This is a genomic window from Corynebacterium oculi (assembly GCF_001412105.1).
GTDB classification, from domain to species: domain Bacteria; phylum Actinomycetota; class Actinomycetes; order Mycobacteriales; family Mycobacteriaceae; genus Corynebacterium; species Corynebacterium oculi.
Genome location: NZ_LKST01000004.1, coordinates 324,362 through 348,972, shown reverse-complemented (window position 1 = coordinate 348,972; position 24,611 = coordinate 324,362). Strand labels below are relative to the sequence as shown.

General features: G+C 62.7%; 21 protein-coding genes. 17 read left to right on the top strand and 4 right to left on the bottom strand.

The window, feature by feature from the left end; translation table 11 throughout:
- Positions 1-58 precede the first annotated feature (58 nt).
- Positions 59-751, bottom strand: a complete 693-nt coding sequence (locus Cocul_RS11245; RefSeq protein ID WP_150114477.1) for an HAD family hydrolase — start codon at positions 749-751, stop codon at positions 59-61.
- Positions 752-753: 2 nt separating this feature from the next.
- A complete protein-coding gene (locus Cocul_RS11240; RefSeq protein WP_082422310.1) occupies positions 754-1,767 on the bottom strand; it encodes an AfsA-related hotdog domain-containing protein in 1,014 nt (337 codons plus the stop codon).
- Between the two features lie 374 nt (positions 1,768-2,141).
- On the opposite strand from Cocul_RS11240, the gene Cocul_RS12415 reads away from it, so the two are divergent.
- The 5 genes from Cocul_RS12415 (at position 2,142) to Cocul_RS11220 (ending at position 7,068) form a co-directional block, all read left to right on the top strand.
- The gene (locus Cocul_RS12415) at positions 2,142-3,353 is read left to right on the top strand and encodes an MFS transporter (RefSeq protein ID WP_150114476.1); all 1,212 of its coding nucleotides are present in this window, start codon (positions 2,142-2,144) and stop codon (positions 3,351-3,353) included.
- The gene (locus Cocul_RS11235) at positions 3,322-4,155 is read left to right on the top strand and encodes a Cof-type HAD-IIB family hydrolase (RefSeq protein WP_055123372.1); all 834 of its coding nucleotides are present in this window, start codon (positions 3,322-3,324) and stop codon (positions 4,153-4,155) included. The genes Cocul_RS12415 and Cocul_RS11235 overlap by 32 nt, the downstream gene beginning before the upstream one ends.
- Positions 4,156-4,274: 119 nt before the next feature.
- A complete protein-coding gene (locus Cocul_RS11230) occupies positions 4,275-5,471 on the top strand; it encodes a hypothetical protein (protein WP_150114475.1) in 1,197 nt (398 codons plus the stop codon).
- A gap of 17 nt (positions 5,472-5,488) precedes the next feature.
- Entirely contained in the window at positions 5,489-6,433 is a 945-nt protein-coding gene (locus tag Cocul_RS11225) for a hypothetical protein (protein ID WP_150114474.1), read from the top strand.
- Complete coding sequence (locus Cocul_RS11220) at positions 6,421-7,068, top strand: ABC transporter ATP-binding protein (RefSeq protein WP_055123369.1); 648 nt, start codon at positions 6,421-6,423, stop codon at positions 7,066-7,068. Before Cocul_RS11225 ends, Cocul_RS11220 begins: the two co-directional genes overlap by 13 nt.
- Before the next feature lie 253 nt (positions 7,069-7,321).
- Here the strand turns inward: Cocul_RS11220 and Cocul_RS11215 are convergent, their stop codons facing one another.
- Entirely contained in the window at positions 7,322-8,998 is a 1,677-nt protein-coding gene (locus tag Cocul_RS11215) for a peptidoglycan recognition protein family protein (protein WP_245622227.1), read from the bottom strand.
- 166 nt (positions 8,999-9,164) lie between these two features.
- Here Cocul_RS11215 and glf point away from each other — a divergent pair, with 166 nt between their 5' ends.
- On the top strand, positions 9,165-10,367 hold the full coding sequence (glf, locus tag Cocul_RS11210) for a UDP-galactopyranose mutase (protein ID WP_055123368.1): 1,203 nt from the start codon (positions 9,165-9,167) through the stop codon (positions 10,365-10,367).
- Between the two features lie 781 nt (positions 10,368-11,148).
- Positions 11,149-11,439, top strand: coding sequence for a hypothetical protein (locus tag Cocul_RS12525; protein WP_055123367.1), 291 nt, complete (start codon positions 11,149-11,151; stop codon positions 11,437-11,439).
- A 229-nt stretch (positions 11,440-11,668) separates the two neighbouring features.
- On the opposite strand, the gene Cocul_RS11200 is transcribed toward Cocul_RS12525, so the two are convergent.
- Positions 11,669-12,133, bottom strand: coding sequence for a helix-turn-helix domain-containing protein (locus Cocul_RS11200; protein ID WP_055123366.1), 465 nt, complete (start codon positions 12,131-12,133; stop codon positions 11,669-11,671).
- 469 nt (positions 12,134-12,602) lie between these two features.
- Here Cocul_RS11200 and Cocul_RS11195 point away from each other — a divergent pair, with 469 nt between their 5' ends.
- The 10 genes from Cocul_RS11195 (at position 12,603) to Cocul_RS11150 (ending at position 24,572) form a co-directional block, all read left to right on the top strand.
- On the top strand, positions 12,603-12,830 hold the full coding sequence (locus tag Cocul_RS11195) for a three-helix bundle dimerization domain-containing protein (RefSeq protein WP_425388791.1): 228 nt from the start codon (positions 12,603-12,605) through the stop codon (positions 12,828-12,830).
- A gap of 211 nt (positions 12,831-13,041) precedes the next feature.
- Entirely contained in the window at positions 13,042-15,018 is a 1,977-nt protein-coding gene (locus tag Cocul_RS11190) for a glycosyltransferase (protein WP_425388790.1), read from the top strand.
- Positions 15,011-15,511, top strand: coding sequence for a phosphatase PAP2 family protein (locus Cocul_RS11185; RefSeq protein ID WP_055123365.1), 501 nt, complete (start codon positions 15,011-15,013; stop codon positions 15,509-15,511). The genes Cocul_RS11190 and Cocul_RS11185 overlap by 8 nt, the downstream gene beginning before the upstream one ends.
- A gap of 3 nt (positions 15,512-15,514) precedes the next feature.
- Positions 15,515-16,498 (top strand): decaprenyl-phosphate phosphoribosyltransferase, encoded by a 984-nt coding sequence (locus Cocul_RS11180; RefSeq protein WP_055123364.1) that lies wholly within the window; start codon positions 15,515-15,517, stop codon positions 16,496-16,498.
- 152 nt (positions 16,499-16,650) lie between these two features.
- Entirely contained in the window at positions 16,651-17,670 is a 1,020-nt protein-coding gene (locus Cocul_RS11175; RefSeq protein WP_055123363.1) for an alpha/beta hydrolase, read from the top strand.
- A gap of 223 nt (positions 17,671-17,893) precedes the next feature.
- A complete protein-coding gene (locus Cocul_RS11170; RefSeq protein WP_055123362.1) occupies positions 17,894-18,934 on the top strand; it encodes an alpha/beta hydrolase in 1,041 nt (346 codons plus the stop codon).
- Positions 18,935-19,198: 264 nt separating this feature from the next.
- On the top strand, positions 19,199-21,133 hold the full coding sequence (locus Cocul_RS11165; RefSeq protein ID WP_055123361.1) for an alpha/beta hydrolase-fold protein: 1,935 nt from the start codon (positions 19,199-19,201) through the stop codon (positions 21,131-21,133).
- Complete coding sequence (locus Cocul_RS11160; RefSeq protein ID WP_055123360.1) at positions 21,133-21,663, top strand: DUF732 domain-containing protein; 531 nt, start codon at positions 21,133-21,135, stop codon at positions 21,661-21,663. The genes Cocul_RS11165 and Cocul_RS11160 overlap by 1 nt, the downstream gene beginning before the upstream one ends.
- Before the next feature lie 19 nt (positions 21,664-21,682).
- Positions 21,683-22,615: a cutinase family protein gene (locus tag Cocul_RS11155; protein WP_055123359.1), complete on the top strand. Its 933-nt coding sequence runs from the start codon at positions 21,683-21,685 to the stop codon at positions 22,613-22,615.
- A gap of 121 nt (positions 22,616-22,736) precedes the next feature.
- Complete coding sequence (locus tag Cocul_RS11150; RefSeq protein ID WP_055123358.1) at positions 22,737-24,572, top strand: FadD32-like long-chain-fatty-acid--AMP ligase; 1,836 nt, start codon at positions 22,737-22,739, stop codon at positions 24,570-24,572.
- Positions 24,573-24,611 lie beyond the last annotated feature (39 nt).

Below are 24,611 nucleotides of genomic sequence, written 5' to 3'. Positions count from 1 at the left end.
ACTACGGCAAGGAGGATGGCTGCGAGGAGAACATTGGGTTTTTCCTCCCTGAGTACTTTTAGTCACGGTTACCATCCTTTGCTTCTCGGCTCAGTAGGCCAATGATGTCTTGTACTACCTGTTCATCGCTGGAGAATTGAACTGAAGACCATCCGCAAGATTCTGCGGATAGACAGTTCTCCCTAAGATCGTCAATCAGGATGCACTGGTTGGGCTCGGAAGAAATCTTTTCGGTTGCAAGGAGGAAGATAGCCGGATCCGGCTTCCGTACCCCCACGGCATAGGAATCAATGATTGTGTCTACATGCTCATCGAGGCAAACCATCGAACGCCAGTAAGGTTCCCACTCTCTTACATTATTAGTGAGTAACCCCACCTTGTATCCACTATCCTTTAGTCTCAGTAGGAGGTCTTTCATTGAACCGTTTACCGTATGGCCGGCGAACCACTGCCGCCCAAAATCTAAATCTGATCTAGAAGTATCTATCTTTCTCTTATTGAGCCAAGAGTGAATGCGTCTCATCCACTCTTCTTCTGTAATCAGCGCAAGTTCAATCGGTGCCAGGGTGGGAACTTTCATCTCCCTTGCCACGCTGTACATGGCGCTTGATAATTCTTCCTTTTTGATTCCCGTTTTTTCCTCATAGGACTGGAATAGAACGTCAAGAGGGGGAGAGAGGACTCCGCCGAAGTCAAAGAAAATAGTGTTATAGTGGGAATATTTTCCATACTCAGGTATGGTCATTTCCATGATTACTCCTCAGTATCAAGTATTGGCTGTTTTGTGAAATGAGCTTTTCCGCGTGCGATGACCTCATCCTCTTGGAGAAGGTCAATCGAAACGACGAACCCCATAGTGGTGGACTCTTTTTCTCTGATGATGGCCTTGGTGTGTAGATCGAGTTCTCCAAAGCGAAGGAACTCTATAGCTAGAGATTGAAGGAGAAGTCGGCGTGCGCTCAGTGCATATTTCTCATGTGTGAAGAGTATCCCTGATTGGCGCAATGCCTCAAAGAGGACTGCTCCGGGGATATGGTCAAGCGGGTGATCGAATAGGCTGGGGTGGTGCTGATTAACGAGGACATCGACTTGAAATGTTTCTTCTTGATCCTGGTATTCTCCTAGGACAATATTGTGATCAATTCTTCTTCCAAGTACTTCTGGAATATGTACTCCTGGTAAGGTGTGCGAGCTTCGGCTCGGGTCGGGGTATGTGTTGGGTGAATATACTGGAAGATTGATTCGCTCTCTACCCTTATTTCTGATGCGCATCCACACGTCTTTGGGCATCCACTGAATGATCATTTTCATGGTGGCAGCGGTACGGTCACGAAGGACGCAGGTCATGTCCAGCGTTATTCCGATTGTTTCTTCACTGCGTTTTTTCTCGTCGGTAATGGTGGCGCTTATCTCCCCATTACCGGGGAAAATACTGATCTGTGTAGCCGCATGGGAGTTTATGTGAAGTTCTCCATAGTTAAAGATGAAAGCTTGATTGAGATCTACATTGAGATGGGTATGGGTGATGAGGATGGACGTTTGGCGAAAAGCTTCCAGCAATAGAAGTGGATCATAGTGCTTCTCGGCAAGACCAATGTGATCGCTGTAGTAGCTGTGAGACTTTGGTAGATGAATCCCTACTCGGAAATGCGGGAACCGATCGCAGATGATGTCGGTTAAGTACACCTCCGAGAGCGCGTCGCGATGGACTTTTTCTCGGGGAACGAGAGTGGAGTGGGAAAGTGGAGATGTCGTTGTACTGCTCATGGTGACCCCTTGATGTGCCTCTGGTTTGCATAGAATCGGTGCCGTTACATGGCACGATTTTCATTTGGTGCAATCGGATGAGGCTTGGGCTTGTTGGCAAGGGGTCTACGGAGCGACTCTCAGTCCAATGCCCACATGATGAGGGGAATCTTGGCGCTGTGCAAGTTGAAGTAGCGCGGATGAAGCGGCTGTGTTCATGCATGCTCAAGAAAACGTGCAGGTCAGATGGATGATCCAATCTTTCCAGTGGTATATTTCATACTTTGGCTGTGGGTCTGTGGTTCTATTTCTGGCATGTGCAGGCATGATGATTCGTCGAGGTTGCGTCAGCGCTCATTGGCTCTTGGATTGGTGTCGGGTGTGGAGGGCTATGAGTGGGTGACTTACCTTGCTTTACTTCCGTACTTGCCGGAAGGCTTATGGGGGGAGATGGAAAATTCTGCGGGGATGGGGTTATTAATCTTTGCGGTGGGATTTTGTCACGTCCGGTGGGTGGGTATTTCTTTGGTAATATGTCGGATATTCGGGGTTATCTTCATGCCATGAAACTGGGGATGTTGTTGGCCGTTTTGTTGATATCGTTTATGGCGGCAGTTCCCTCAGATTTAGGGCAGGGATGGTTGGCATTTTATCTGATGCTGCTGTGCCGTCTTTTGTTGGGTTTTGCGCATGGTGGAGTAAGCGCCGCGGTCAATGTTGCGAGCTTTGACTTGACTGTACGGAGGGGAGGGGGAGTTTCTTCTTCGCTTGTTTATTCCATGGCGGCTGTGGGAAAATGTGTGTCCTTGTTGGTGATATTACTATCTGATCTTTTGTTGGAAGATGATAGGATGTATGTGTGGGGGTGGCGAATTCCGCTTGTGTTGGGGGCCGTTGCGGGGTTGGTGATACTTATTTTCTTATGCCGTATGGATGATATTGCAGGTAGATCAGCACTATTGGTGGAGGGGAAAGTTTCGGGCGGGTTAAGTTTTGTTAAGTTTTCTTTAATATTTTTCATGTCATCGGGAACTGTGGTTTGTTATAATTTGTGGGTATCTACTGCGGTCGTTGCTGGGGTGGAGTACTTTGGAATCTCAGAGCGTAAAATGTTTATTCTATCGTTTTTGCAAACGCTAATATTCTCGATATTGGTTTTTGTGGCAGGGCTTCGCTGGGATGGTGAAAATCATTTGCGTAGATATAGAAATTTCCTGATCGTTCTCTGTGTGTTTAGTCCGGTAATGCTGCTACTAAATTTTCCTGGACTGCATCCGTCTAATATTTTTTATCTTGTTGCAATTTTCTTGTCTATAGTCCCACTTTCCCTTGTCTGTTCGGCAATACCTGTGGCCGTGGTGCGGGTTATGGCGGGTTCGTCGAAAGGTATTGGTAACGGAGTTCCATATTCTGTAGCGGTGGCGGGCTTGGGTGGAACGGCACCGATGATTCGTCACGCATTGGAAGATCATTATGCCGTTTTCTCTGTGTATGTTTTGTCCTGTGTCTTTGTGCTACTGCCATCGCGGAGCGATTGTTCGGGACCGATGCTGAGGCCCCGCTACAATCAACCCCGTGACTACCCCGCCTCCCCAGCTCATCGTTAGCGATATTGATGGAACCCTTATCACCTCTGCGGAGCGGGTGCCGGAACGGCTGCGAGCGGTGCTGGGGAGGGCCGTCGATAAGCAATGCGCGGTGGCGCTGGCTACGGGGAGGCCGCACCGCTGGATTTTTCCGGTGTTGGAGCAACTGCCGGTGCGCCCGGTGTGTGCCACGGCGAACGGGGCGGTGCTCTATGATCCCGTCACGGATACGATCCTGCGGGCGCATGAGCTAGCCCCGGACACAATGCGGGATGTGGTGGCTCGGGCACGCGCGGCGCTGGGGGAGCGGGGAGTGCAGATGAGCGTGGCCGTGGAACGGTGTGGCACTTCTGCCTTTGACCCGGAGGGGGAACTTTTTGTGGTTAGCCCGCAGTACGTACACACCTGGGAGGCGCAGGGATTTTCCGTGTGTGAGGAGGCGGAGGTGCTGGCGGAGCCCGCCGTGAAGTTGCTGCTGCGCAATGAGTACATGACCTCGGCGCAGATGTATGAGGCGATCGCCCCGGCCCTTGATCCGCGGGTGGCGCACCTGACGTATTCCATGTCGGAGGGCATGCTGGAGGTGGCGGCCCCGGGGGTGACTAAGCGGCTCGCGGTGGAGGATTTGGCGCGCAGGTACGGGGTGGAGCGGGAGCGCGTGGTGTGTTTTGGGGACATGCCCAACGACATTGAGATGCTGCGCTGGGCTGGGGTGGGTGTGGCGATGGGGAACGCGGCCCCGGTGGTGAAGGAGGCGGCGGATCTGGTGACGGACACCAATGATGAGTGTGGGGTGGCGCAGGTGTTGGAGGGCTGGTTTTAGGGGTAAGTGAGGGTTGCCTTAGATTTTTCTGTGCCGTACCTTTTGTGTAGGTAATTCATCTCACATGTGCCGCCCTTTTTTGGCGGCAGACGATGGGGGTTCTGACGATGGGGGTTCTCATGAGACGCTCTTCCTCCGGGGTGAGCGGGCTAGGCTACCTGGCGCGCCCGCCCCGCTTTGCCTCGGTGTCGCTTTTCCTCGCTGTTTTGATCCTCGGGCTTGCTAGCGCCGGGCTGGGGACGATGCCCACCGCCTACTCCGGCATAGAGGGGCGCGACACCGCCCGCACTCCCGTTGTGGCCGCCGAGGGGGAGGAAGCCGCCTTCCTGTACCGCGAGGTGCATGACTCGATGGTGGATACCCCGTTGGACGCCACCTTGATATATCTGTGGCCCCTGGCGGAGAACGCTCCTCTCCCTCCCGGCGTGACGCAGTGGCCCGACCCGGGTGAGGCGGTGCTCTCTCCGGCCTTGCAGGAGATGGAGCCCGGGGAGGGATTGGATTCCAGGTATGGCCAGGTGGTGGGCACCATCGGGAGGGAAGGTTTAGCTACCGAGAACGAGGCCCTGGCCTATGTGGTTCCCCGCACCATGCCGGAGGAAATCCGGGAAAGCTTCATGACCGCTAGCACGGGCTACGGCGCTGTGGGCATGGGGACGGGTGAGGTCATAGAGACGGTACCCTTCCCCCTGGCTGCCGCCGCGTATGCCCTGACGGTGGGGGTGGCTGCCGCGATCCTGGGAATCATCGCCGTGGCGCAGGGACGTGAAGGGAGGCAGCGGCAGAACATGTTGCGCTTTACCTTGGGATATTCCTGGCGGGAGCGCCTGCGGTGGATGGCGGCGCAGGTGTGGTGGCCTTTGTTGGGGGCGATAGCGCTGCCCATGGCGGCGATGGCCTTCGCGGGAACGTACGGCCTGCGCCTGCCCGGCATGGGCAACGGCGTATGGAGCGAGGATATTCGCGCGGGGCTTCCGGTGATCCTGGGGGCCATGCTGTGCTCCTGGTTGGTATTCCTTATCTATTACCTCCGTTCCTCCCTGGTGGTACCCAAGAACCTCGCGGCCAATCGGCCGCGCGCCCGGGAACGGGAGTTTAGCCCCCGCCGCGCTCTGGCGTGCTTCCTGGCGGCCCCGGCGGCCGTCGGCGTGCTGGTGGCGGTGCAGCGCACGAGCTCGCAACTGCTCTTCTTCGTCTACCTTGTTGCGCTCTTGGTGGTGGTATTTACCCTCTTTGACCTGGTGGGATACCTCATGCTGCGGGTTTCTGCTGCGGTGCGGAAGCGGGGGAGCGTCGGCGTAGCCCGGCGTCGATAGTGGGGGCTGCGGGCATCATGCATGGTATCCGCCCGGTGGCGGTGCTGGGCGTGAGCGTGGCGGCCTGCCTGCTCGTGGGCACGCAGGTGCAGGGCTTCCTGGTCTCCTGGGCGGAGGGTTCCCGCGAGGCGCGGGCCGCGCACGAGGAGTTCCGGGATTCCGTGGTGGAGATCTCTCCCCAGATGGGCTTCTACTCAGGCTCGGAGGCGCTGCTCCCGGAACTTTCCCGGCAGGCCCCCGGTGCCACCATCGTGCTCACCCAGACCGTCTGCGGGGAGGAGGGCTGCGTGCCACGCTACGCACCGTTTGGGCGTGACGACGCCCCGGTAGGCGACGCATACCGCCGCTACCTCTTCGGGGGACGGGAGGCGCAGCGAGTGCCGCTCGACGCGATACTGGCGGGTGGGTTTGAACAAGATCTGGGCGAGGTGGTGATCTCCGTGATATACCCGGAGGGGCAGTCCGCCGACCTCCGAGGAATCAAGGAAACCGTGGCCGGAAACACCGTGCCCATGTGGCGTACCTGGAGCCCCGCCACCTCGGATTATTACGGCGCGAGCATGGGCGCGCGACAGGCAGCCTGGGTGGGGTACTTCTCCCTTGCGGCCCTGGCGATCATGCTCTGCGGCATTTTCATCGTTCTTCTGGCGGACGTCTCCGCCACCATGCGGCGCATGGGGCCGCTGGTGGTGCTCTCGGATTCCGGGCGCGTGCTCCGGGGAGTGGCGTTGGTGCGCCTGAGCGTGCCGGTGTTCCTGGGCTTTGCGGTGGGTGGCGGCATGGCGCTCATGCTCTCCTCCGCCCTGGCGCTTTCCTTTGGTTCCTCCGCGTCCTATGCTCTGCCCTTCCTCCTGCTGTGCGCGGCGGCGGTGGGATTGGGGCTGGCGGTGGCCACCGCCGTGTCCTTCTTCCGCGCGCGAATGATGATGACCGAGTGGAAGGTGGGAACATGGGTGTCCTAAGAATCGCAGGGCTGCGTGCCGACGTCCCCGGGCGCACCCTTTTCACGGGGTTGGACGTGGAAGTCCGGGCCGGTGAGGCGCTGGCCGTGGTGGGGCCCTCGGGCGTGGGCAAGTCCACGCTGCTCAACCAGGTGTTGGGCCTGGCGCCCGCCCCGGTGGGGGAGATTGAGGTGATGGGGAAACGCATGAACGGCGTGCCCCGCACCCGGGCCGCCGCCGTGCGACGCGAGAACATCGGCGTGATCTTCCAGGACGGGGAGCTGCTCCCTGAACTCTCGGCGCGGGACAACGTGGCGGTGGCGCAGATGATGATGGATCGCTCTGGTGACGGGGGAGATCGCGCCGGAGACCTCTTGGGTCTCTTGGGCGTACCGCCGAACACCCTGGCCAGGGACCTCTCCGGCGGGGAACGGCAACGCACCGCCATTGCCCGTGCCCTGGTGACCGACCCATCCCTGATCCTCGCGGACGAGCTCACCGGGGCGTTGGACACCCTCACCCGCGACGAGGTGGCCGATCAGCTCTTCTCCCTGGTGCACGAGCAGGGCAAGGGAATGCTGGTGGTCACGCACGACGAGACCATCGCGCGCCGGGCGGATCGGGTGGTGAACCTGGCGGATTATGGGGTGGCTTGATACGTACTCAGGTGAGAGTGCGGTGGCCTGGCATTGTGATTTTTCCTCGCCACTGTGTGACTGGTGGGGTTCTCACCGCCAACCAAGCGAAAGGAAAGAATCTATCCCTGCCACTGTGTGACGCATGGGGTGAACAGAAGGAACCAAGGGATGAAAATAGCAGTGGGGTAACCGACGGAATTGATCTCACCGCGAGCACACCTGGGTAAGTGATACTCGAACTTTTCTCCACCACTGTGTGGCTGGTGGGAATCTACTGCGTTGCAGTAGCCCCCTGGTATTCCGCCGGGGTCGCCCCGGCTCCAACACCTGCACCCACACCGGGTTCCTCGCTGGGAGCGGAGGGAGCAGAGGTAGCGGCAGTGGGCTCCGAGGCAACCACTCCAGCGGTAGGAGCGGCGGTTTCAGGGGAGCCAACTGCATCCGTACCCGCACCTACCTGCCCCGAGAACACGGGGGCAGAGGTCGCGGTCGTAGTCTCGGAGGGCACCGCGCTCGTCGTCTCCACTTCCGAAGTCTCAGCCTCCGACGTCTCCGTCCCGCTCAGCTCGTCCACCAGGGAATCGTAGGTTTCCTTGGCGATGGCCCGGATGGTGTCCATCTGGGCGTAGCCGGCATCGCCGGGGCAGGTGGTCAGGCCCACGTCGCGGTGCGCGAAGATGTTGGGCAGGGTGACCTCGGTGCCGTAGGCGTACTTGGTAAAGGAGGTGCCCTCGGAGTAGTGGATGTCCTCCCCCGTGGGGTCGAATCCGGCGAGGGCGGCGCGCCACCCGGCCAGGCGGCCCACGGCGTCGAGGGTTTCCTGGGGCGGGGTGACGGACTCGTAGTTGCCTATCATGGAAATGCCCCAGGTGTTCTGGTTGAAGCCGCCTGCGTGGGCGCCCTGCACGGCCTTGTTGAGTCCGCCGTAGCGGCCCTCGTAGATGGTGCCGTACTTATCCACCAGGGCGTTGTATCCGATGTCGCACCAGCCGAGGGTTTGGGCGTGGTACTGGTAGATGCCGCGTACCACGCCGGGGGCCTGGGCCTGGGTGTAGTTGTTGGAGCCGGCGGTGTGGTGGATAGTCAGGGCGGAGACCTGGTCGTCCACGGTTGCGTCTTGGCAGCGGATGGATTCGTCGGCACTCCAACCCGCGCGGGAGACCACCTCGGGCATGCCGTAGCTCTCGGATTCGGCCGCCAGCGCGATCCCGCCGTCCTGGGCGTTGCCGTCGATGAACACGGCCTGGAGGTCGGCGGCGTCGGCCACCTCGGCCACGGGCTTGATATCGCCGTAGTTGGTGGGCAGCGGCGCGCCGGTGGGTTCCGGGGCGGTGCTTTCCGACGTCCCGGTGGCCGGGGTTTCCACAGGGGCAACCTCGGCCGGGGCGGCCTCAACGGGCGCGGGCGCCGGAGTTTCCTCCGCCGGTGCTCCCACCATGTCCACGCCCGCCACGGATACCTGCACGCGGGTGGTGGGTTCCACGTAGATCAGTTCGGTGCCGGTGGTGCCGGTGGGGGAAGTTTCGTCGAGGGGTTCGGCGTCGTACCAGGGGCCCCAGGAGCCGTCGGCGGCCTGGGCACGGACGAAGGCGGCGATGTCGCGTTGGCCGTTCCAGGTGAGCGCGAACATGGAGAATGGTTCCTCGCGGCTGAACTCCTTGACGGTGCGGGCGGCTTCTCCCTCGCCCTGGGTGGCGATGGCGGGGTCATTGACCACCACGTTGGTGCCCTCCGCGAAGGATGCGGTGGATTGGGTGGCGGCCACGGGGGCGGTGCCGGTGACATCCGTGGGAATGATGCCGGTGCCGATGTCGAGCGCGGCGGTGACCACGAGCGAGGTGCTCAGGATCACCGCGAGGGTGGAGGTGCGTCGGGGCGCGATCAGGTGTCGGCGTTGCTGCACGGTGGCGTTCTCCTCAGCGTATTTGCGGTGCATGGGGTGTGCCATGAGGGATAGTTGGTGATTATCGTAGACAACTGGGGTTAGAGATGCCAGTGTTTTAACAGGGGCTGTTTATATCCAGAGTGATTTCTGTGAACTTTCCATGGGTCGCCCCACCCGCAACCCGCGCGCCCTCTGCCCGGCAGGGGCGGCGTCGATTAGCCTGGCAGCTATGACCTCACAGACCTATGACCTGATCGTGGTGGGTTCCGGCTTGTTCGGCCTCACCGTGGCCGAGCGCGCCGCGAGCCAGCTGGGCAAGCGGGTGCTCATTGTGGAACGCCGCGAGCACATCGGCGGCAATGCTTATTCCGAGGCGGAGCCGGAGACGGGCATTGAGATCCATAAGTACGGCGCGCACCTCTTCCATACCTCTAATAAGCGCGTGTGGGAATACGTCAACCAGTTCACGGACTTCACCGGCTATCAGCACCGCGTGTTTGCCATGCATGATGGCACCGCCTACCAATTCCCCATGGGCCTGGGCCTGATTAACCAGTTCTTTGGCCGCTACTACTCCCCGGAGGAGGCGCGCGCGCTGATCGCGGAGCAAACCGACGGGCTCGACCCCGCCCAGGCCACCAACCTGGAGGAAAAGGCGATCTCGCTGATCGGCCGCCCCTTCTACGAGGCCTTCATCCGCGATTACACCGCAAAGCAATGGCAGACCGACCCCAAGGAACTTCCTGCCGGGAACATCACCCGCCTACCGGTGCGCTACACCTTTGATAATCGCTACTTCACGGATACCTACGAGGGGTTGCCCGTGGACGGCTACACCGCCTGGCTAGAGCGCATGGCCGAGCACGAGCTCATCGACGTCTCCCTGAACACCGACTGGTTCGAGGTACGCGAGGAACTACGCGCCGCCTCCCCGGAGGCCCCCGTGGTGTACACCGGGCCGCTGGATCGTTACTTCGACTACGCCGAGGGCAAACTCGGCTGGCGCACCCTGGACTTTGAGGCCTCCGTGGAACCGGTAGGCGATTACCAAGGCACCCCGGTGATGAACTACAACGACGCCGACGTCCCCTGGACCCGCATCCACGAGTTCCGCCACTTCCACCCCGAGCGCGCCGACCGCTACCCCAAGGACAAGACGGTCATCATGAAGGAGTACTCGCGCTTCGCGGGGGAGGGAGACGAACCCTACTACCCCATCAACACCCCGGAGGATCGCGCCACCCTGGAGGCCTACCGACGCCGCGCTGCCGCCGAATCCCGCGAGAACAAGGTGCTCTTCGGCGGGAGGCTGGGCACCTATCAATACCTGGACATGCACATGGCCATCGGTGCGGCGCTCTCCCTCTTTGATAACCACCTTGCGCCGTTCTTTGAAAACGGGAAGCCGCTGGAGCAGCCGAGGGGGCACTGAGGGGGTGGAGTCTGAGCAGGGCTCTCCGGATTCAATTTGACGAATCGTGGTGGGGAGTCCTATTGTCTCGGGCAGAGAAGGTAAGGACAAGGTCCCTTGCCATGAGATTGGGAAGGTCCGCTAGACGAATGCACTAGCGGGCTTTTCCTGGTTCTGGGCGTTTGCGTAGGAGGCTTCTTACCGTGCTTGTGCCACTAAGCCATTCCCGCAGCTGCGGATTAATGCTTCCTGCAAGATCAAAAGCTTTGTTCATGTGATCAAGGATGTTGGTGTTGAGCAAGCTATCCATATGCGACACGCGATTCCTTAATGCGTGTAGGTGGAGGACTCTCCAAAATGTAAGCGCTCCGTCAGGATCCTGTGCATGGGGGAAGGCTTGATGGATCGCTTCGTCCCACAGCCTTGCCCGGTTTCTATTGTTTCCCCTCATGGGATTGGCTTCTGGGGACGTGGTTTGGCAAGAGATCCCTCCACATGCCAAACATGGTGTGGGCAAGAACGTCATCATGGGTAATGTGCTCGCCATAGCGGGGGTGGTCGGCGTTGCGTATCTCTGCGGCTTTCCGCGCGCTGCGTAGTGCTTCCTCTCTCTTTCTTGAAGTGAGTGAGCGGAGCGGCGCTGCGGGAGCTTCTAATAGCCAGCTTTGTTCTTGGCCAATTTGGGCGTTATTCCATTGCTGGAGTGTGCCGTCAATTGCATTGCGGAGTATGACTTCGGTGAGGCTCAAGACTCGTGGACTGCTGAAGATAGCTCAATGCTCCAGCGATAGAGCCTCAGCGCATGTTTCTTGTTCCCACCTGTTTCTGCCAGGTACGGGCGGAGGCGCGCTGTCCCCAGAGCATTGATAATAGTGTCACGTTGATCCATGAGCATACCTTTGCACATCTGAGGGGGCTTTTGGGCGGATTTTGCGGCGAGCATGAGCCACTCGTCGGCCCTGAGCAGATCGTAGGGGTGATCGTCTGGATTCTCGTAGAGCCCCGCAAAATCCTTGATGCTTTCCGTGACGATCATTCCGATATCGGCATGTACGGCAGTGGAATGGACGTGGGCATCAACGTATCGGGGTAGGCCACGTTTGTATCGTGGGAGAAACCGCCTCCCTCTCCTCTTGGCCGCCTCCGCTATGATGTCCTCTGTTCAGTAAAAGGACCATGAACCTGTGGTCTCGGCGGCGATGAGGGCGGAGCCAGCTGTGGAGGGTGGCAGAAACCCAGATGTTCGCGTCGGGGAGTACGGAACAAGTACGCAGGGCAGTCGCCAGGTCATTCTGGCAATGTCTTTTGGGTAAGCAGATTCTTCAGTCTCGTTGTTCCTGTTCCCCTAACTCGTTTTCCAGATCCATGAGGCTGAATACAGCCTGGCGCTTTTCTTCCTTGAGTTCTTCCCGGAAAGTCAAGACATCGCTGGAGAGGAGCCTGTGGTGACTACCCACCATGTGGGCGGGAATCCTGCCGTTGCGGACGTGCTTCATTAACGTGGGGCGGGTGATGCCGAGCATTAACGTGGGGCGGGTGATGCCGAGCATGGATGCGGCGGTGGTGGTGGTCACCTCTTTGGGGAGGGTGGAGATGGAGATGGGGAGACCTTCCTTGATGGCGTGGAGTACCTGAACAATCGCGTTATTGATTTCCGGGGGGGAGGCTTTTGCCCTCGGGGGTTTGAAGATCGGAGGCGTCTCCGCCCAATGCAGTGATGTACTTGGCGGCAGAGCGCTGCTCCTTGGGGGCAGGAGAAGAGTGCGGTCATTGACGGTGATGCTCATCCGGAGCTTCCTTAGATAAAGCATCACTCTGGTTGCTACCACCAGAGTGATGCTTTGCACTTGTATCTGCAATCAATGATTGGCGAGGGCGTCTCGCATGGGCTTGCGTGTGCCGGGTGGGGTACGGGGCGGGGGCTGGCATATTTTCCGTTAACTTTCTGTTTACCTTTCTCTGTCTGGATGGGCTGGCCATGTCGAGGTGGTGGCGCAATCTGAAGGGGTGGAGGGGTTGAGGGGCCCGTCCCAACTGTGATGAAAACCTCTTTCAGGGCTGGGTTTCATGGATATATTGGTCTTGAACTGCATGTTTTTCAAACTTGACGCCCGCCGACCCTCCGGGATGGCGGGAGGAAAAAAAACCGTTTGAACCTCCCATTATTTGAAGTGCCTTGCGTTGTTCGCTTGGTGACGCTAAGGTTAACAATCGGTTAACAAACGAAGTCTCCGACATGAACCTGAAGGAAGGATCGTGAGCATCATGACCAAGATTGATCGCCTCTGGAGCGTGCGGATGGATCTTCACGCCCAATTCGGCGCCGAGCTCTCCATCGGCCTGATTGACGCCGTCCTCGATGGCGTGGCCCGCCGCTGGGAGTCCAGCCCGGCTCTCTTCCGCACCGTGCTGATCGAGCGCGAGGCGGTGGAGGAGCTGGAGCACCGGCTGCACGGCGGAGTGACCGCTTCCCTCGCTGCCTAGAGCGGCTTCAAAGAACCCAAAATCATCCCGGCCCTGGCCCTGTTCTCGCAGCAGGGCCGGGGCCGGAGTCGCGTCAAGGGCCGCGCTTCTGGCTCGGCCTGGCCGGGGAGATGGACGTGTCTGCGGCACCGGGGCCCGGTAACCAATTAGTCTGGAGGGGCGATAATAGCGGCGAGAATAACGTCCTCAAGGGAAGGCGAACATCAGCATCGTGAGTGAGACCTCCAAGATTCCAGCGGAGAACCCTACATCCAAGGCGGTGGAGCAACTCCAGCGCCTGCTCATGCCCAAGCGGGGCGAGCCTGCGGACGTGCGCAGCCTGTATTACATGGAAACGCACCAGACTCAGGAGCGGATCACCTGCCCGGATCGTCTCAGCGTGAGCATTCCCGCTGGCGCGGAGGTGAGCTTTGAAACGTACTTCAACGCTTTCCCCGCGAGTTACTGGCGGCGATGGTCACAGCTCGATTCCGTGGTGCTGCGCGTGGAGGTGCAGGGTTCCGCGCGCATTGACGTGTACCGCTCCCGCTTTGATGGTGGGCGCATCGCGGTGGATTCCGCCGAGGTCACCGGCGACGCCGCGGAGTTCGAGCTTTCCCTGGCTCCCTTTGAAGATGGCGGCTGGTATTGGTTCGACGTCACGGCGGAATCGGAGGTGACGCTCACCGGCGGTGGTTGGTTTGCGTCCCAGGCCCCGGGGCCCCAGACCATGCCGGATGGAACCCAGGTGGGGCCGTTTGAGAAGTCCGTGACGGTGGGTATTCCTACCTTTAACCGTCCCAAGGACGCGGTGGCGGCCCTGGAGGCCCTGGCCTCGGACCCGGAGGTGGATGCCGTTATCAACGCGGTGCTCGTGCCGGATCAGGGCACCCAGCACCCGGCGGACGAGCCCGGGTATAAGGCCGTGACGGAGCACTTTGGCGAGCGGTTCTTTGAGTTCCGCCAGGGCAACCTGGGCGGCTCGGGCGGATACTCCCGCATTATGTATGAGGCGCTGGGGGAGAACACCCCGGCTACCCCCTATATCCTGTACATGGACGATGACATCGCCATTGAGCCGGACGCGATCCTGCGCGCGGTGCAGGTGGCCCGGTACGCACGCCAGCCGATCTTTGTGGGCGGGCAGATGCTCAACCTCTTGCAGCGCTCCGAGCTGCGCACGATGGGCGAGGTGGTGAACCACGCGGACTTCATGTGGTCGTCCGCCCCGTACGTGCACTATGACCACGACTTCGCCCAGCACCCCATGAATGACATGGGCAAGCACGGCGATCCCCTAAGCACCGTCACCTCCCGCGATATTCACCGCCGTATTGACGTGGACTATAACGGCTGGTGGATGTGCATGTTCCCCACGGTGGTGGCCGAGCGGATGGGGCTGCCGCTGCCGTTGTTTATCAAGTGGGACGATACGGAGTATTCCCTGCGCGCTAAGGATGCCGGTTTCCCCACGGCCACCTGGCCGGGCGTGGCCATCTGGCACATGTCCTGGGCGGATAAGGATGATGCGATTGATTGGCAGGCGTATTTCCATCTGCGCAATCGCCTGATCGTGGCGGCCATGTATCACCGGGGCGATGTGAAGGGCATTATCAAGTCCCTGCGCAAGTCCACCTTCAAGCACGCCATGTGCCTGGAATACTCCACGATGGCCATTCAGATTGAGGCCCTCAAGGACTTCTTGGCCGGGCCGGATCACCTCTTTGAGATCCTGGAGAGTTCCCTGCCCCGGATCAACGCCCTGCGCAAGCAGTACCCGGACGCCCAGGTGGTGCCCTCGGCGGCGTCGTTACCCAGCCCCTCGGGGCTGCCGGGTGGGGTGCCCATTCATGACATCGGCGGCAGGCTCGCCCCGGTGAAGAAGCTGCGGTGGCTGGCCAAGAGCCTGGTGCATTCCGCGCGCCCGGCGCAGGCGCAGCACCACGAGGTGCCGCAGGCGCACCTGAGCAAGCACGAGGCGCGGTGGTTCTCCCTGTCCCGCCTGGATAGCGCGACGGTGACCACCGCCGACGGCAAGGGCGTGACCTTCCGCAAGCGGGATCGGGATCAGGCCAAGGAGTTGTTGCAGGAAACGCTGCGCCTGCACAAGGAACTTGCCGCGCGCTTTGAGGGGCTGCGCGGGGAATACCGCGCGGCCATGCCCCGGCTGACCAGCCGCAAGGAGTGGGGGGAGATCTTCGATGCTTAGCGAGCCCGACGTATTGGTGGCGGTGCAAAAGGGTGCCGCCGATCTTCCCGGCGTGGTACCCACGGCGCGGGCCTTAAGCGCCTTCGGCGAGCATGCCCTGGGCTGGATGGGCATCGCCGCCGTGGGCGCGGGCCTGGACGCGCCGAGGCGTCGAGAGTGGGTGCGGGTGGGGGTGTCCGCGCTGGTGAGCCACGCGGCGTCGATAGCCATCAAGCGGGTGGTGCGCCGCAAGCGGCCGCACGATCCGCGCATTCGGGTGGGCGTTTCCACCCCCTCCAAGCTGAGCTTTCCCTCCTCGCACGCCACGTCCACGGCGGCCACGGCGGTGGCGGTGGCGGAGGTGACGGGCCGGCGCGTCCCCCTGCTCATTGTGCCGGTGATGATGGCCTCGCGTATGGTGCTGGGGGTTCATTACCCCACGGACGTGGTGGCGGGCACCGTGCTCGGCGCCGTGATAGGCAAGGCCGTGATGAGGGCGGAAGGAAAGGCGTAGCGCGTGACGGAGCAGACGACGGGCATTTTCAGCTCGGAACCGCACACCGAGGGCATCGACGATACGAAGAAGCGCAAGCCGCCAAAGAACCTGCTCGACGGCATGATAAAGGCGCTGCGGCCCAAGCAGTGGGTGAAGAACGTGCTGGTGGTGGCGGCCCCCGCCGCCGCCGGTGCGGACGCGCTGCTCAACCAGCGCACGCTTATCGACGTCGCCCTGGCCTTCGTGGTCTTTTGCCTCGCGGCCTCCTCCATCTACCTGATTAATGACGCCCGCGACGTGGAAGCCGACCGCCAGCACCCCACCAAGCGCTTCCGCCCGATCGCGGCCGGGGTGCTTCCGGTGGGCATGGCCTACGCCATGGCGGTGGTGCTGATCCTGGGCTCCCTGGGGCTGTCTCTGCTGGCCTCCTCCGGGTACGGCCTGGCGATCGTGGCGGCGGTGTACATCGCCCTGCAACTGGGCTACTGCTTTGGGTGGAAGCACCAACCGGTGATTGATATTGCCCTGGTGTCCTCCGGTTTTATGCTCCGCGCGATGGCCGGCGGCGTGGCCGCGGGTATTGATCTTTCCCAGTGGTTCCTGCTGGTGGCGGCCTTTGGCTCCCTGTTCATGGCGGCGGGCAAACGCTATTCCGAGCTGCTGCTCGCGGAGCGCACGGGGGCGAAGATCCGCAAGTCCCTGCGCGGCTATACCCCCACCTACCTGCGCTTTGTGTGGACGCTGGCGGCCACCGCCGTGGTGATGAGCTACGCGCTGTGGGGCTTTGAGATGTCCAATACCGTGGCGGCTTCCTCCGGGGTGTGGTATCAGATCTCCATGGTGCCCTTTGCCATCGCGATCCTGCGCTACGCCGCCGACGTGGATCGCGGCGATGGCGGCGCCCCGGATGAGTTGGCGCTCTCCGATCGCGTGTTGCAGGCGCTGGCCGGGCTGTGGATCTTGTGCATCGTGCTCGCGGTGTACGTGATGCCCGCAGTGGGATAGTGCCGGGGTAGAGCACCGGGGTAGAGCGCGATAATAACCGCATAATCGCCTGTGGCCTGGGTTGTTTCCCGGTGTGTAACGGTTTTGTGATCGTGGGCGATGAGAATAAAAGAATGACCGGCTTGGGAAGTTTGATCGAGAGAGGTATGTCTATGAAGTCTGGCTTGCGCTTTGCGCCGCGCGCCGTGGTGGCGCTGATGGCCACGATGCTTACCGCGCTGGGCGTGATGACCGTGGGGGCGGGGCAGGCCCATGCCGCCAACCGCGATGAACTCCGCCCCGACGCCACCGGCACCTGCGAATGGGACCCCCACGGCTACTGGGTGCAGCGCTGCGATGTGTGGTCGCCCTCGATGGGGCGCAACATCGCCGTGCAGATTCAGCCCGCCGGGCGAGGCGGCGATGCCGGCCTGTACTTCCTGGATGGCCTACGGGCCACGGAGGAGACCAACGGCTGGATGGACGTGCCCAATGCCCCGGCGGTGTTTGAGCACGATAACGTCACCCTGGTCATGCCGGTGGGCGGCCCCGGTTCCTTCTATGCGGACTGGAACGCTCCGGCCAAGTTCGATGCCACCGATCCGGTGAACTATCAGTGGGATACCTTCCTCTCTCAGGAACTCCCGCCGTACCTGCAACAACACTTTGGGGTTTCTCCCACCAATAACTCCGTCCTGGGCATCTCGATGGGAGCCACCGGGGCCATGACCCTGGCGGCCAATCACCCCAACCAGTTCCGCCAGGTGTTCTCCCTGTCCGGCTACCTCACCAATACCCTGCCGGGTGCGCAGACCCTCATGCGGGTGGCGATGATGCAGGTGGGTCTCAACGTCAATGACATGTACGGCTCCGTGGTGAGCCCTCGCCGCTTTGCCAACGATCCCCTGCTGAACATGGAGGGACTGCGCGGGACGGACGTGTACGTGGCGGCCGCCTCGGGCCTCCCGGCCCCGGTGGATCAGCAGCTCCCGCCCCAGGACATCGCCGCAGGTTCTCCCCTGGAGATCCTTTCCCGCGCCTCCACACAGATGTGGTCGGCCAAGGCGAAGGCGACGGGGATCGGCGTGACGGAGAACTACCCCGCCCTGGGTCTGCACAACTGGAACCTGTGGGTGGATCAGCTCAATAACCATGTGCGCCCGCGCGTGCTGGAGGTCATGGGCGCGGCATAGGGCCTCCGAAGGGCAAAGCAGCAGGGAAAAAAGCGGCAACGCCGGGCGTGGCGCGCGCCCGGCGTTGTGTCTTCACCGGATAAGGTCAAAATGTTATTCATGTGACCTATGTGATTGCTGTTAATATGAACCGCAGAGAGTACGCCGGGGCTGAGCGCCGGGCGCGCTGCGGCCGGGTGGCCGCGAAGGAACTGCGAATAAAACCAAACGTGAGGAAGTAACAATGCGCAGTGCACACGCCGGGATCAGGCCCCGGATGGAGAAAGTGGTGGCCGCCGTGCTGGTGGCCGTGATCGCCGCCGTAGGAATGATGGTGGCCGGCCCCCAGCCCCGGGCGCATGCCGATAATCGAGACTGGTTGCGCCCCGATTCCACCGGCACCTGCGAGTGGGATCCCGCCCTGTACTGGATTCAGCGCTGCGATGTGTGGTCGCCCTCCATGAACCAGCACATTCCCGTGCAGATCCGCCCCGCCTCGCGGGGCGGCAACGGCGGCCTGTACCTGCTCGGCGGCCTGACCGTGGAGGACCCGAATAGCTGGGTGCGGGATTCTAACGTGTACCGCACCTTTGAGAACGATGACGTCACCCTGGTCATGCCCACCGGCGGTCGGGGTTCCTTCTACGCGGACTGGGAGGCCCCGGCGAGCGTGTTGCCGATTCCGGCCGCCCCCATGGTCAACCCGGATTACCGCTACGAGACCTTCCTTACCAAGGAGCTTCCCTCGTACCTGGAATCGAACTTTGGGGTGTCACGCAATAATAACTCCGTGGCGGGCGTGTCCATGGGTGCCACCGGGGCGATGAACCTGGCGGCCAAGCACCCGGCGCAGTTCAAGCAGGTGATCTCCCTGTCCGGCTACCTCACCTTGACGGTGCCGGGCGCGTACTCGGTGATGGGACTCATGTTGCTGGGCGTGGGTGGCTTCAACATCAATAACCTGTATGGCTCCCTGATGAGCCCCAAGCGCGTGGAGAATGATCCCTTCATGAACATGGGCGGGCTGCGCAACTCGGACGTGCTGGTGGTGGCCGGCAGCGGCCTGCCGCGCGAGGATGACCTGAAGGACCCGTGGAGCCTGGTGGTGGGCGGAGGCCTGGAACAGGTCTCGCGCCTATCCACGCAGATGTGGAGCGGCAAGGCGCGCGCGGAGGGTGTGGTGGACACGGAGGTCTACCCGCCGCTGGGCCTGCACAACTGGCCGATGTGGAATGACGTGATGGGGCAGAACCGCGAGCGTATTTTGCAGGCGCTGGGCGCTTAGGGGGGATCGAGCCTGGCCTTCCTGGCTGGGTGCGCATGGGGCCGCACGAAGAGGGGATCGTGCGGCCTTTTTATGTTTTCCGGTCGGGGGAGTATGGCACTTCCGCGTGTCCCCGCGAAAAACTCTCAAGTTAAACTTAAACTTGACTAGACTGTGTACCGAGTGCAGACAGAAGTAATGTACAAGGGTAGCAACGGAAGAGGGGAACTTCCGCTGCTTCGCGGAACCGATTGAGAAGTACGAGAAGTAAAGGACAAGGAACACATGCGCGACACCGCATTCCGTGCGCCGCAGCGGCGCTCCTTCAGGATTGCCGCCACGGCGATCCCCACCGTCGTGGCGCTCGCCCTCGGCGGGATCACCCAGGCGAATGCCCTTCCGAGCCTCCCCATCAGCCTCTCGGATTACATCAAGCCGGGCGATTCCCAGCAGCCCGCCCCCACTCGCACCGACGTGCCCCAGATCCAGGGGCTGCCCGAGGGCGTGAGCGTGGATCGCGTGGAGTGGCTGAGCAGCCGCCGCGTGGCGGTGTACATCAATTCCCCCTCCATGCCGCAGAGCCCGGTGCAGGTGCAGATCCTGCTGGCGCGCGACTGGCACTCGCAGCCTGACCGCACCTTCCCCGAGGTGTGGGCGCTCGATGGCATGCGCGCCCGCGATGATGAGAACGGCTGGACCAGCGCCACCAATCTGGAGCAGTTCTACTCCGATAAGAACGTCAACGTGATTCTTCCCGTGGGCGGCGAGTCCTCGTTCTACTCCGACTGGTTGGAGGAGGATAACGGCCGCCACTACAAGTGGGAGAGCTTCCTCATCAATGAACTTGTCCCGGTGCTGGACAAGGGCTTCCGTTCCAACGGGGATCGCGCCATCACCGGCATCTCTATGGGCGCCACCGCCGCGGTGAACCTGGCGGCGCACAACCCCGGCCTGTTTAGCTTTGTGGGTTCCTTCTCCGGGTACCTGGATACCACCACCCCGGGCATGCCCGCGGCGATCAACGCGGCGATGTCGGACGCCGGCGGATACAGTGCCACGAAGATGTGGGGCCCCTACGGCTCGGAGGAGTGGAAGAACCACGACCCCAAGCGCGGCCTGGACGCGCTCAAGGGTACTCCGGTGTATGTTTCCGCAGGCTCCGGCCGGGAGGAAAACGGCAAGGTGACGGTGCCGGAGCCCGCCGCCCGCATGACGGGCATGGGCCTGGAGGCGGTGTCGCGCATGACCACCCAGACCTTTGTGAACCACGCCAAGAAGGCCGGGGTGGACGTGACCGCGCGCTTCCGCGACGCGGGCATCCACTCCTGGTACTACTGGCAGTTTGAGATGACCCAGGCCTGGCCGCTGATCGCGGATTCCCTGGGCGTGCACGACGGGGATCGCGGGGCGGAGTGCGCGCCCATCGGCGCGATCGCGGAGGCCACCCAGGACGGCGGCATCGGTTCCTGCGTGAACAACGAATACGACGTGGCCGGTGGCGCAGGAAAGGCGCAGGACTTCCAGAACGGCACGGCCTACTGGTCCGAGGCCACGGGGGCGCACGTGCTCTTTGGCCGCATCAACGCCCGCTACGCGGAGCTGGGCGGCCCGGCCTCCTGGCTGGGGTTCCCGCGTTCCACCGAGCTGAGTTCCCCGGACGGCAAGGGGAAGTACGTGCTCTTTGAGCACGGTGCGATCTACTGGTCGCAGGAGACGGGAGCCTTCCCCGTCAACTCCGCCACGATGGACGCCTGGGGCGGGGCGAATTACGAGACCGGCGAGCTGGGCTATCCCGTATCGGACACCGTAGTCTCCGGGGATTCCCGGGTGCAGCAGTTCCAAAACGGCGTGATCGTGAGCACCGGCGAGGGCGAGGACGCCAAGGCCTTCCGCCTGAGCGGGGCCATCGGCCAGAAGTACGCCGAGCTGGGCGCGGCCACCTCCTGGCTGGGCATGCCCACCTCCAACGTGATCCGCATTCCGGGCGGTGCGCTTCAGCAGTTTGAACAGGGCAACATCTATCACTCCGAGTCCTCCGGGGCGCACGCGATCCGCTACGGCGCGATCTTTGACGCCTGGGGCGAGGACCAGTGGGAGCAGGGGCCCTTTGGCTGGCCCACCGCGGACCAGGCCGAGATCCCCGCAGGTGGGGAGTACGTGCAGTTCCAGCACGGCAAGATCAGCCAGGTCAACGGCCAGATCAATAAGGAGCGCTCCTAATGCGTCGGATAGCGCTGGGCGGCGTGGCCCTCATCGCGGCGGCGAGCATGGCGGCCTGCGGAGGCGCCACCGTGGAGGGTGGAGACGGCGCGGAAGGCACCGAGGGTACTGTAGCCCCGCTCACCCGCAGCCAATCCGCCTCGTCGGAGGCTTCGGAACAGCCCTCGACGAGCGCAACGGCGAGCGCGGAAGCGTCGTCGAAAAGCGCCGCCGAGCCCGCCCGCACCGCAGCCGAGAAGGATTCCGGGGCGCGGGAGATCGAATCCCTGCCGGAGCCGCAGGGGGCGACCACCCCGGAGGAACAGGACTACCTTGACCTGGTGGCCGATGGCGGGGTGGATACCCAGAAGGTCTCCGATCAGCTGATCGCGGCGGCGCAGTCCGTGTGTACCGCCGCGGCGGAGGGTACCGAGGGAGACGCCACGGCGCAGGCGATCGGCGGGCAGCTGGTGGAACAGGGCTTTACCGAGCTGGACGCGCAGAAGGCTGCCGAGTTGATCGAGTCCTCCGCGCGGAAGGCGTACTGCTAGAAACGCTACGATGAGGAGAATGCGAAAGGTTCTCACGATTCTCGCGGTGCTCGCCGTGGTGGTGGCCATCGGCGTGGGCGTGGCGCAGTGGTGGCAGCGCCCGGACGCCCCCGAAGACCCCCTTCCCGGCGGGCAGGAGACGCCCTCGCAGGCCCTGCCCGAGCAACCGGACTGGTGCCCCGAGGTCGAGGTGATCGCCGCGCCGGGAACATGGGAATCCGGCGCGGAGGATGATCCCATTCACCCGCACGTGAACCCCCTTTCCTTCCTGCTCACGGTGACCACCCCCATACAGGAGCGCTACCCGCAGGAGCGCGTGAAGGTATGGACGTTGCCCTACGCCGCGCAGTTCCGCAACATCAACGCGCCCGCCGAGATGACCTATGACGATTCCCGCACCCAGGGCACCGACCGCGTGCGCGCGGAGATGGCGGAAACACACCGGCAATGCCCCGGCACGGACTTCGTGCTCACCGGATTCTCCCAGGGCGCGGTGCTCCTGGGCGACCTGGCGGAGGAACTGGGCGGCCCGCAGCCGGCGGTGCCGCCGGAGCGCGTGCGCGGCATCGCCCTGGTGGCCGACGGCCGCCGCGTGCCGGAGCAGGGAGTGCCCGTGGGCAACCCCGTCTCCGGGGTGGGCGCCGAGGTGGCGCTGCAACCGCTCAACGCCCTGGTGCAGCCGATCGTGCCCGGCGCCACCATGCGCGGGGCGCGCGGCGGCTTCGGGGTGCTGAACGAGCGCGTGTACCAGGTGTGTGCCCCGGACGATCACATTTGCGACGCCCCCCGGGACGTGGGCAATGCCCTGGGGCGGGCGCGGGACATGATTGCGGCCGGGGGAGTACACGCGCAGTACGGCACGAACCCCAACGTTTTCCCCGGCACCACCACGAATCAGTGGCTGGTGGAGTGGATCGGCGGCCTGATCGACGGCGCGCCCGCACCGGAGTAACCTCGGCCGGGATACGGTTGTATTTTCCGCAAAAATATCCGGTGGGGTAGATTGCTTAACGGTACTAATATCCGCCCCGGCACCCTGCCGCGCCCCGCCACGCGACGACGTTAGGAGAAACATGGATCTGAAGTCCGCCCTGGCCGCCTTTTTCAACGAGAAGGGGGAGATCACCATTGACCCCCGCCTCACCCTCCCCGGCCTGTCCGAACTGCTCTACCAGAAGGAAGCGGCGGCCGGCGGCGGAGATCGCCCCGCCCTGCGCTACTGGGATTACCAGGGCAAAGGCGGCGTCGTGGAGTACACGCGAGCCCAGATCAACACCCGGATCAAGGCGGTGGCCGCGCGCCTTCAGCAGGTGGGTCAGCCCGGTCAGCGGGTGGCCCTGCTCATGGGCAACACCCCGGAGTACCTCTTTGGCTTCCTCGGGGCCCTGTACGCGGGCATGACCCCCGTTCCGCTCTACGATCCCCGAGAGCCGGGCCACGATGCCCACCTGCGCGCCGTGTTCCACGACTCCGACCCCCGCCTGGTGCTCACCAACAAGGCCTCCGCCCCCGCCGTGCGCTCCTACTTCTCCGACCTCCCCGGCACCGAGCGCCCGCGCATCATCGCCATCGACGCCCTCCCGGACGCTGTGGCAGCCTCCTGGGCCAACCCCCTGGAAAAGCCGGAGGCGGCGGAATACCTCGCGCAGCGCGGGGTGGCCCCCCTCGACCTCCCGGCCTTCTTGCAGTACACCTCGGGTTCCACGCGCACTCCTGCGGGCGTCATGCTCACCCACCGCTCGGTGCTTACCAACATTCTTCAGGTCTTTGCCGCCGGGCACCTGCGCACCCCCATGCGGCTGGTGCTGTGGATCCCGCTGCATCATGACATGGGCATCATCCTCGCCACCTTCGCCCTGATCCTGGGATTTGAGACGGAACTGATGGGGCCGCGCGACTTCATCCAGCAGCCCTCCCGGTGGATCGAACAGCTCAGCAAGCGGGGGGAGGATGACGCCCTCGCGGTGTACACCGCCGTCCCGAACTTCGCGCTGGACCTCGCGGTGCGCTACGGCAACCCCGGCGAGACCACCGACCTCTCCGGCGTGGACGGGGTGGTCCTGGGCGCGGAGCCGATCACGGAGCGCTCCCTTACCGCGTTCTACGAGGCATTCTCCCCCTATGGCCTACAGCGATCCAGCCTGCGCCCCTCCTACGGCCTGGCGGAGGCCGCCCTGTTGGTGACCACCCCGCAAAGCACGCGGCGCCCCGTGATCGCTCACTTTGACCGCGAGGCCCTCTCCCGGGGCAAGGCGGAGCAGGTAGAGCAGGATCACCCCTCCGCCGTGGCCCTGCTTTCTAACGGCCAGGTGGTAGCGCCCCAACGCCTGGCGGTGGTGAACCCGGAGACCCGCCAGGAGATGCCGGACGGCACCATCGGTGAGCTGTGGAACCATGGCGCAAATATCGCCTCCGGCTATCTCAACCGCCCGGAAGAAACGGCCGAGACCTTTGCCAACACCCTGGCCGGGCGCTTGGAGGAGGGCTCCCGCGCCGCCGGGGCCCCGGACGAGGGGTGGCTGGCCACCGGCGATCTGGGCGCGATCATCGACGGCGAGGTCTACATCACCGGGCGGCTCAAGGATCTCATCGTGATCGCCGGGCGCAACCACTACCCCCAGGACATCGAGTTCACCGTGAGCCGCGCCACGGAGCAGGTGGAGCCCACCGCGATCGCGGCCTTCTCCGTCCCGGGCGAGGACGCGGAGCAGCTGGTGATCCTCGCGGAGCGCGCCGAGGGGGTCGCCGAGGACGCGGACGCGGAGGCGATCCAGGCGATCCGCACGGAGGTCAGCGCGGCCCACGGCGTGACGCCCAAGGACGTGCAGATCCTGGCCGCGGGCCGCATCGCTAGGACGTCGAGCGCCAAGATCGCGCGCCGGGTGGCGCGGCAGAACTACCTGGGCTGACCGGCAGGAACCTTTGTCTACGGCAGTCGCATTGTGGGG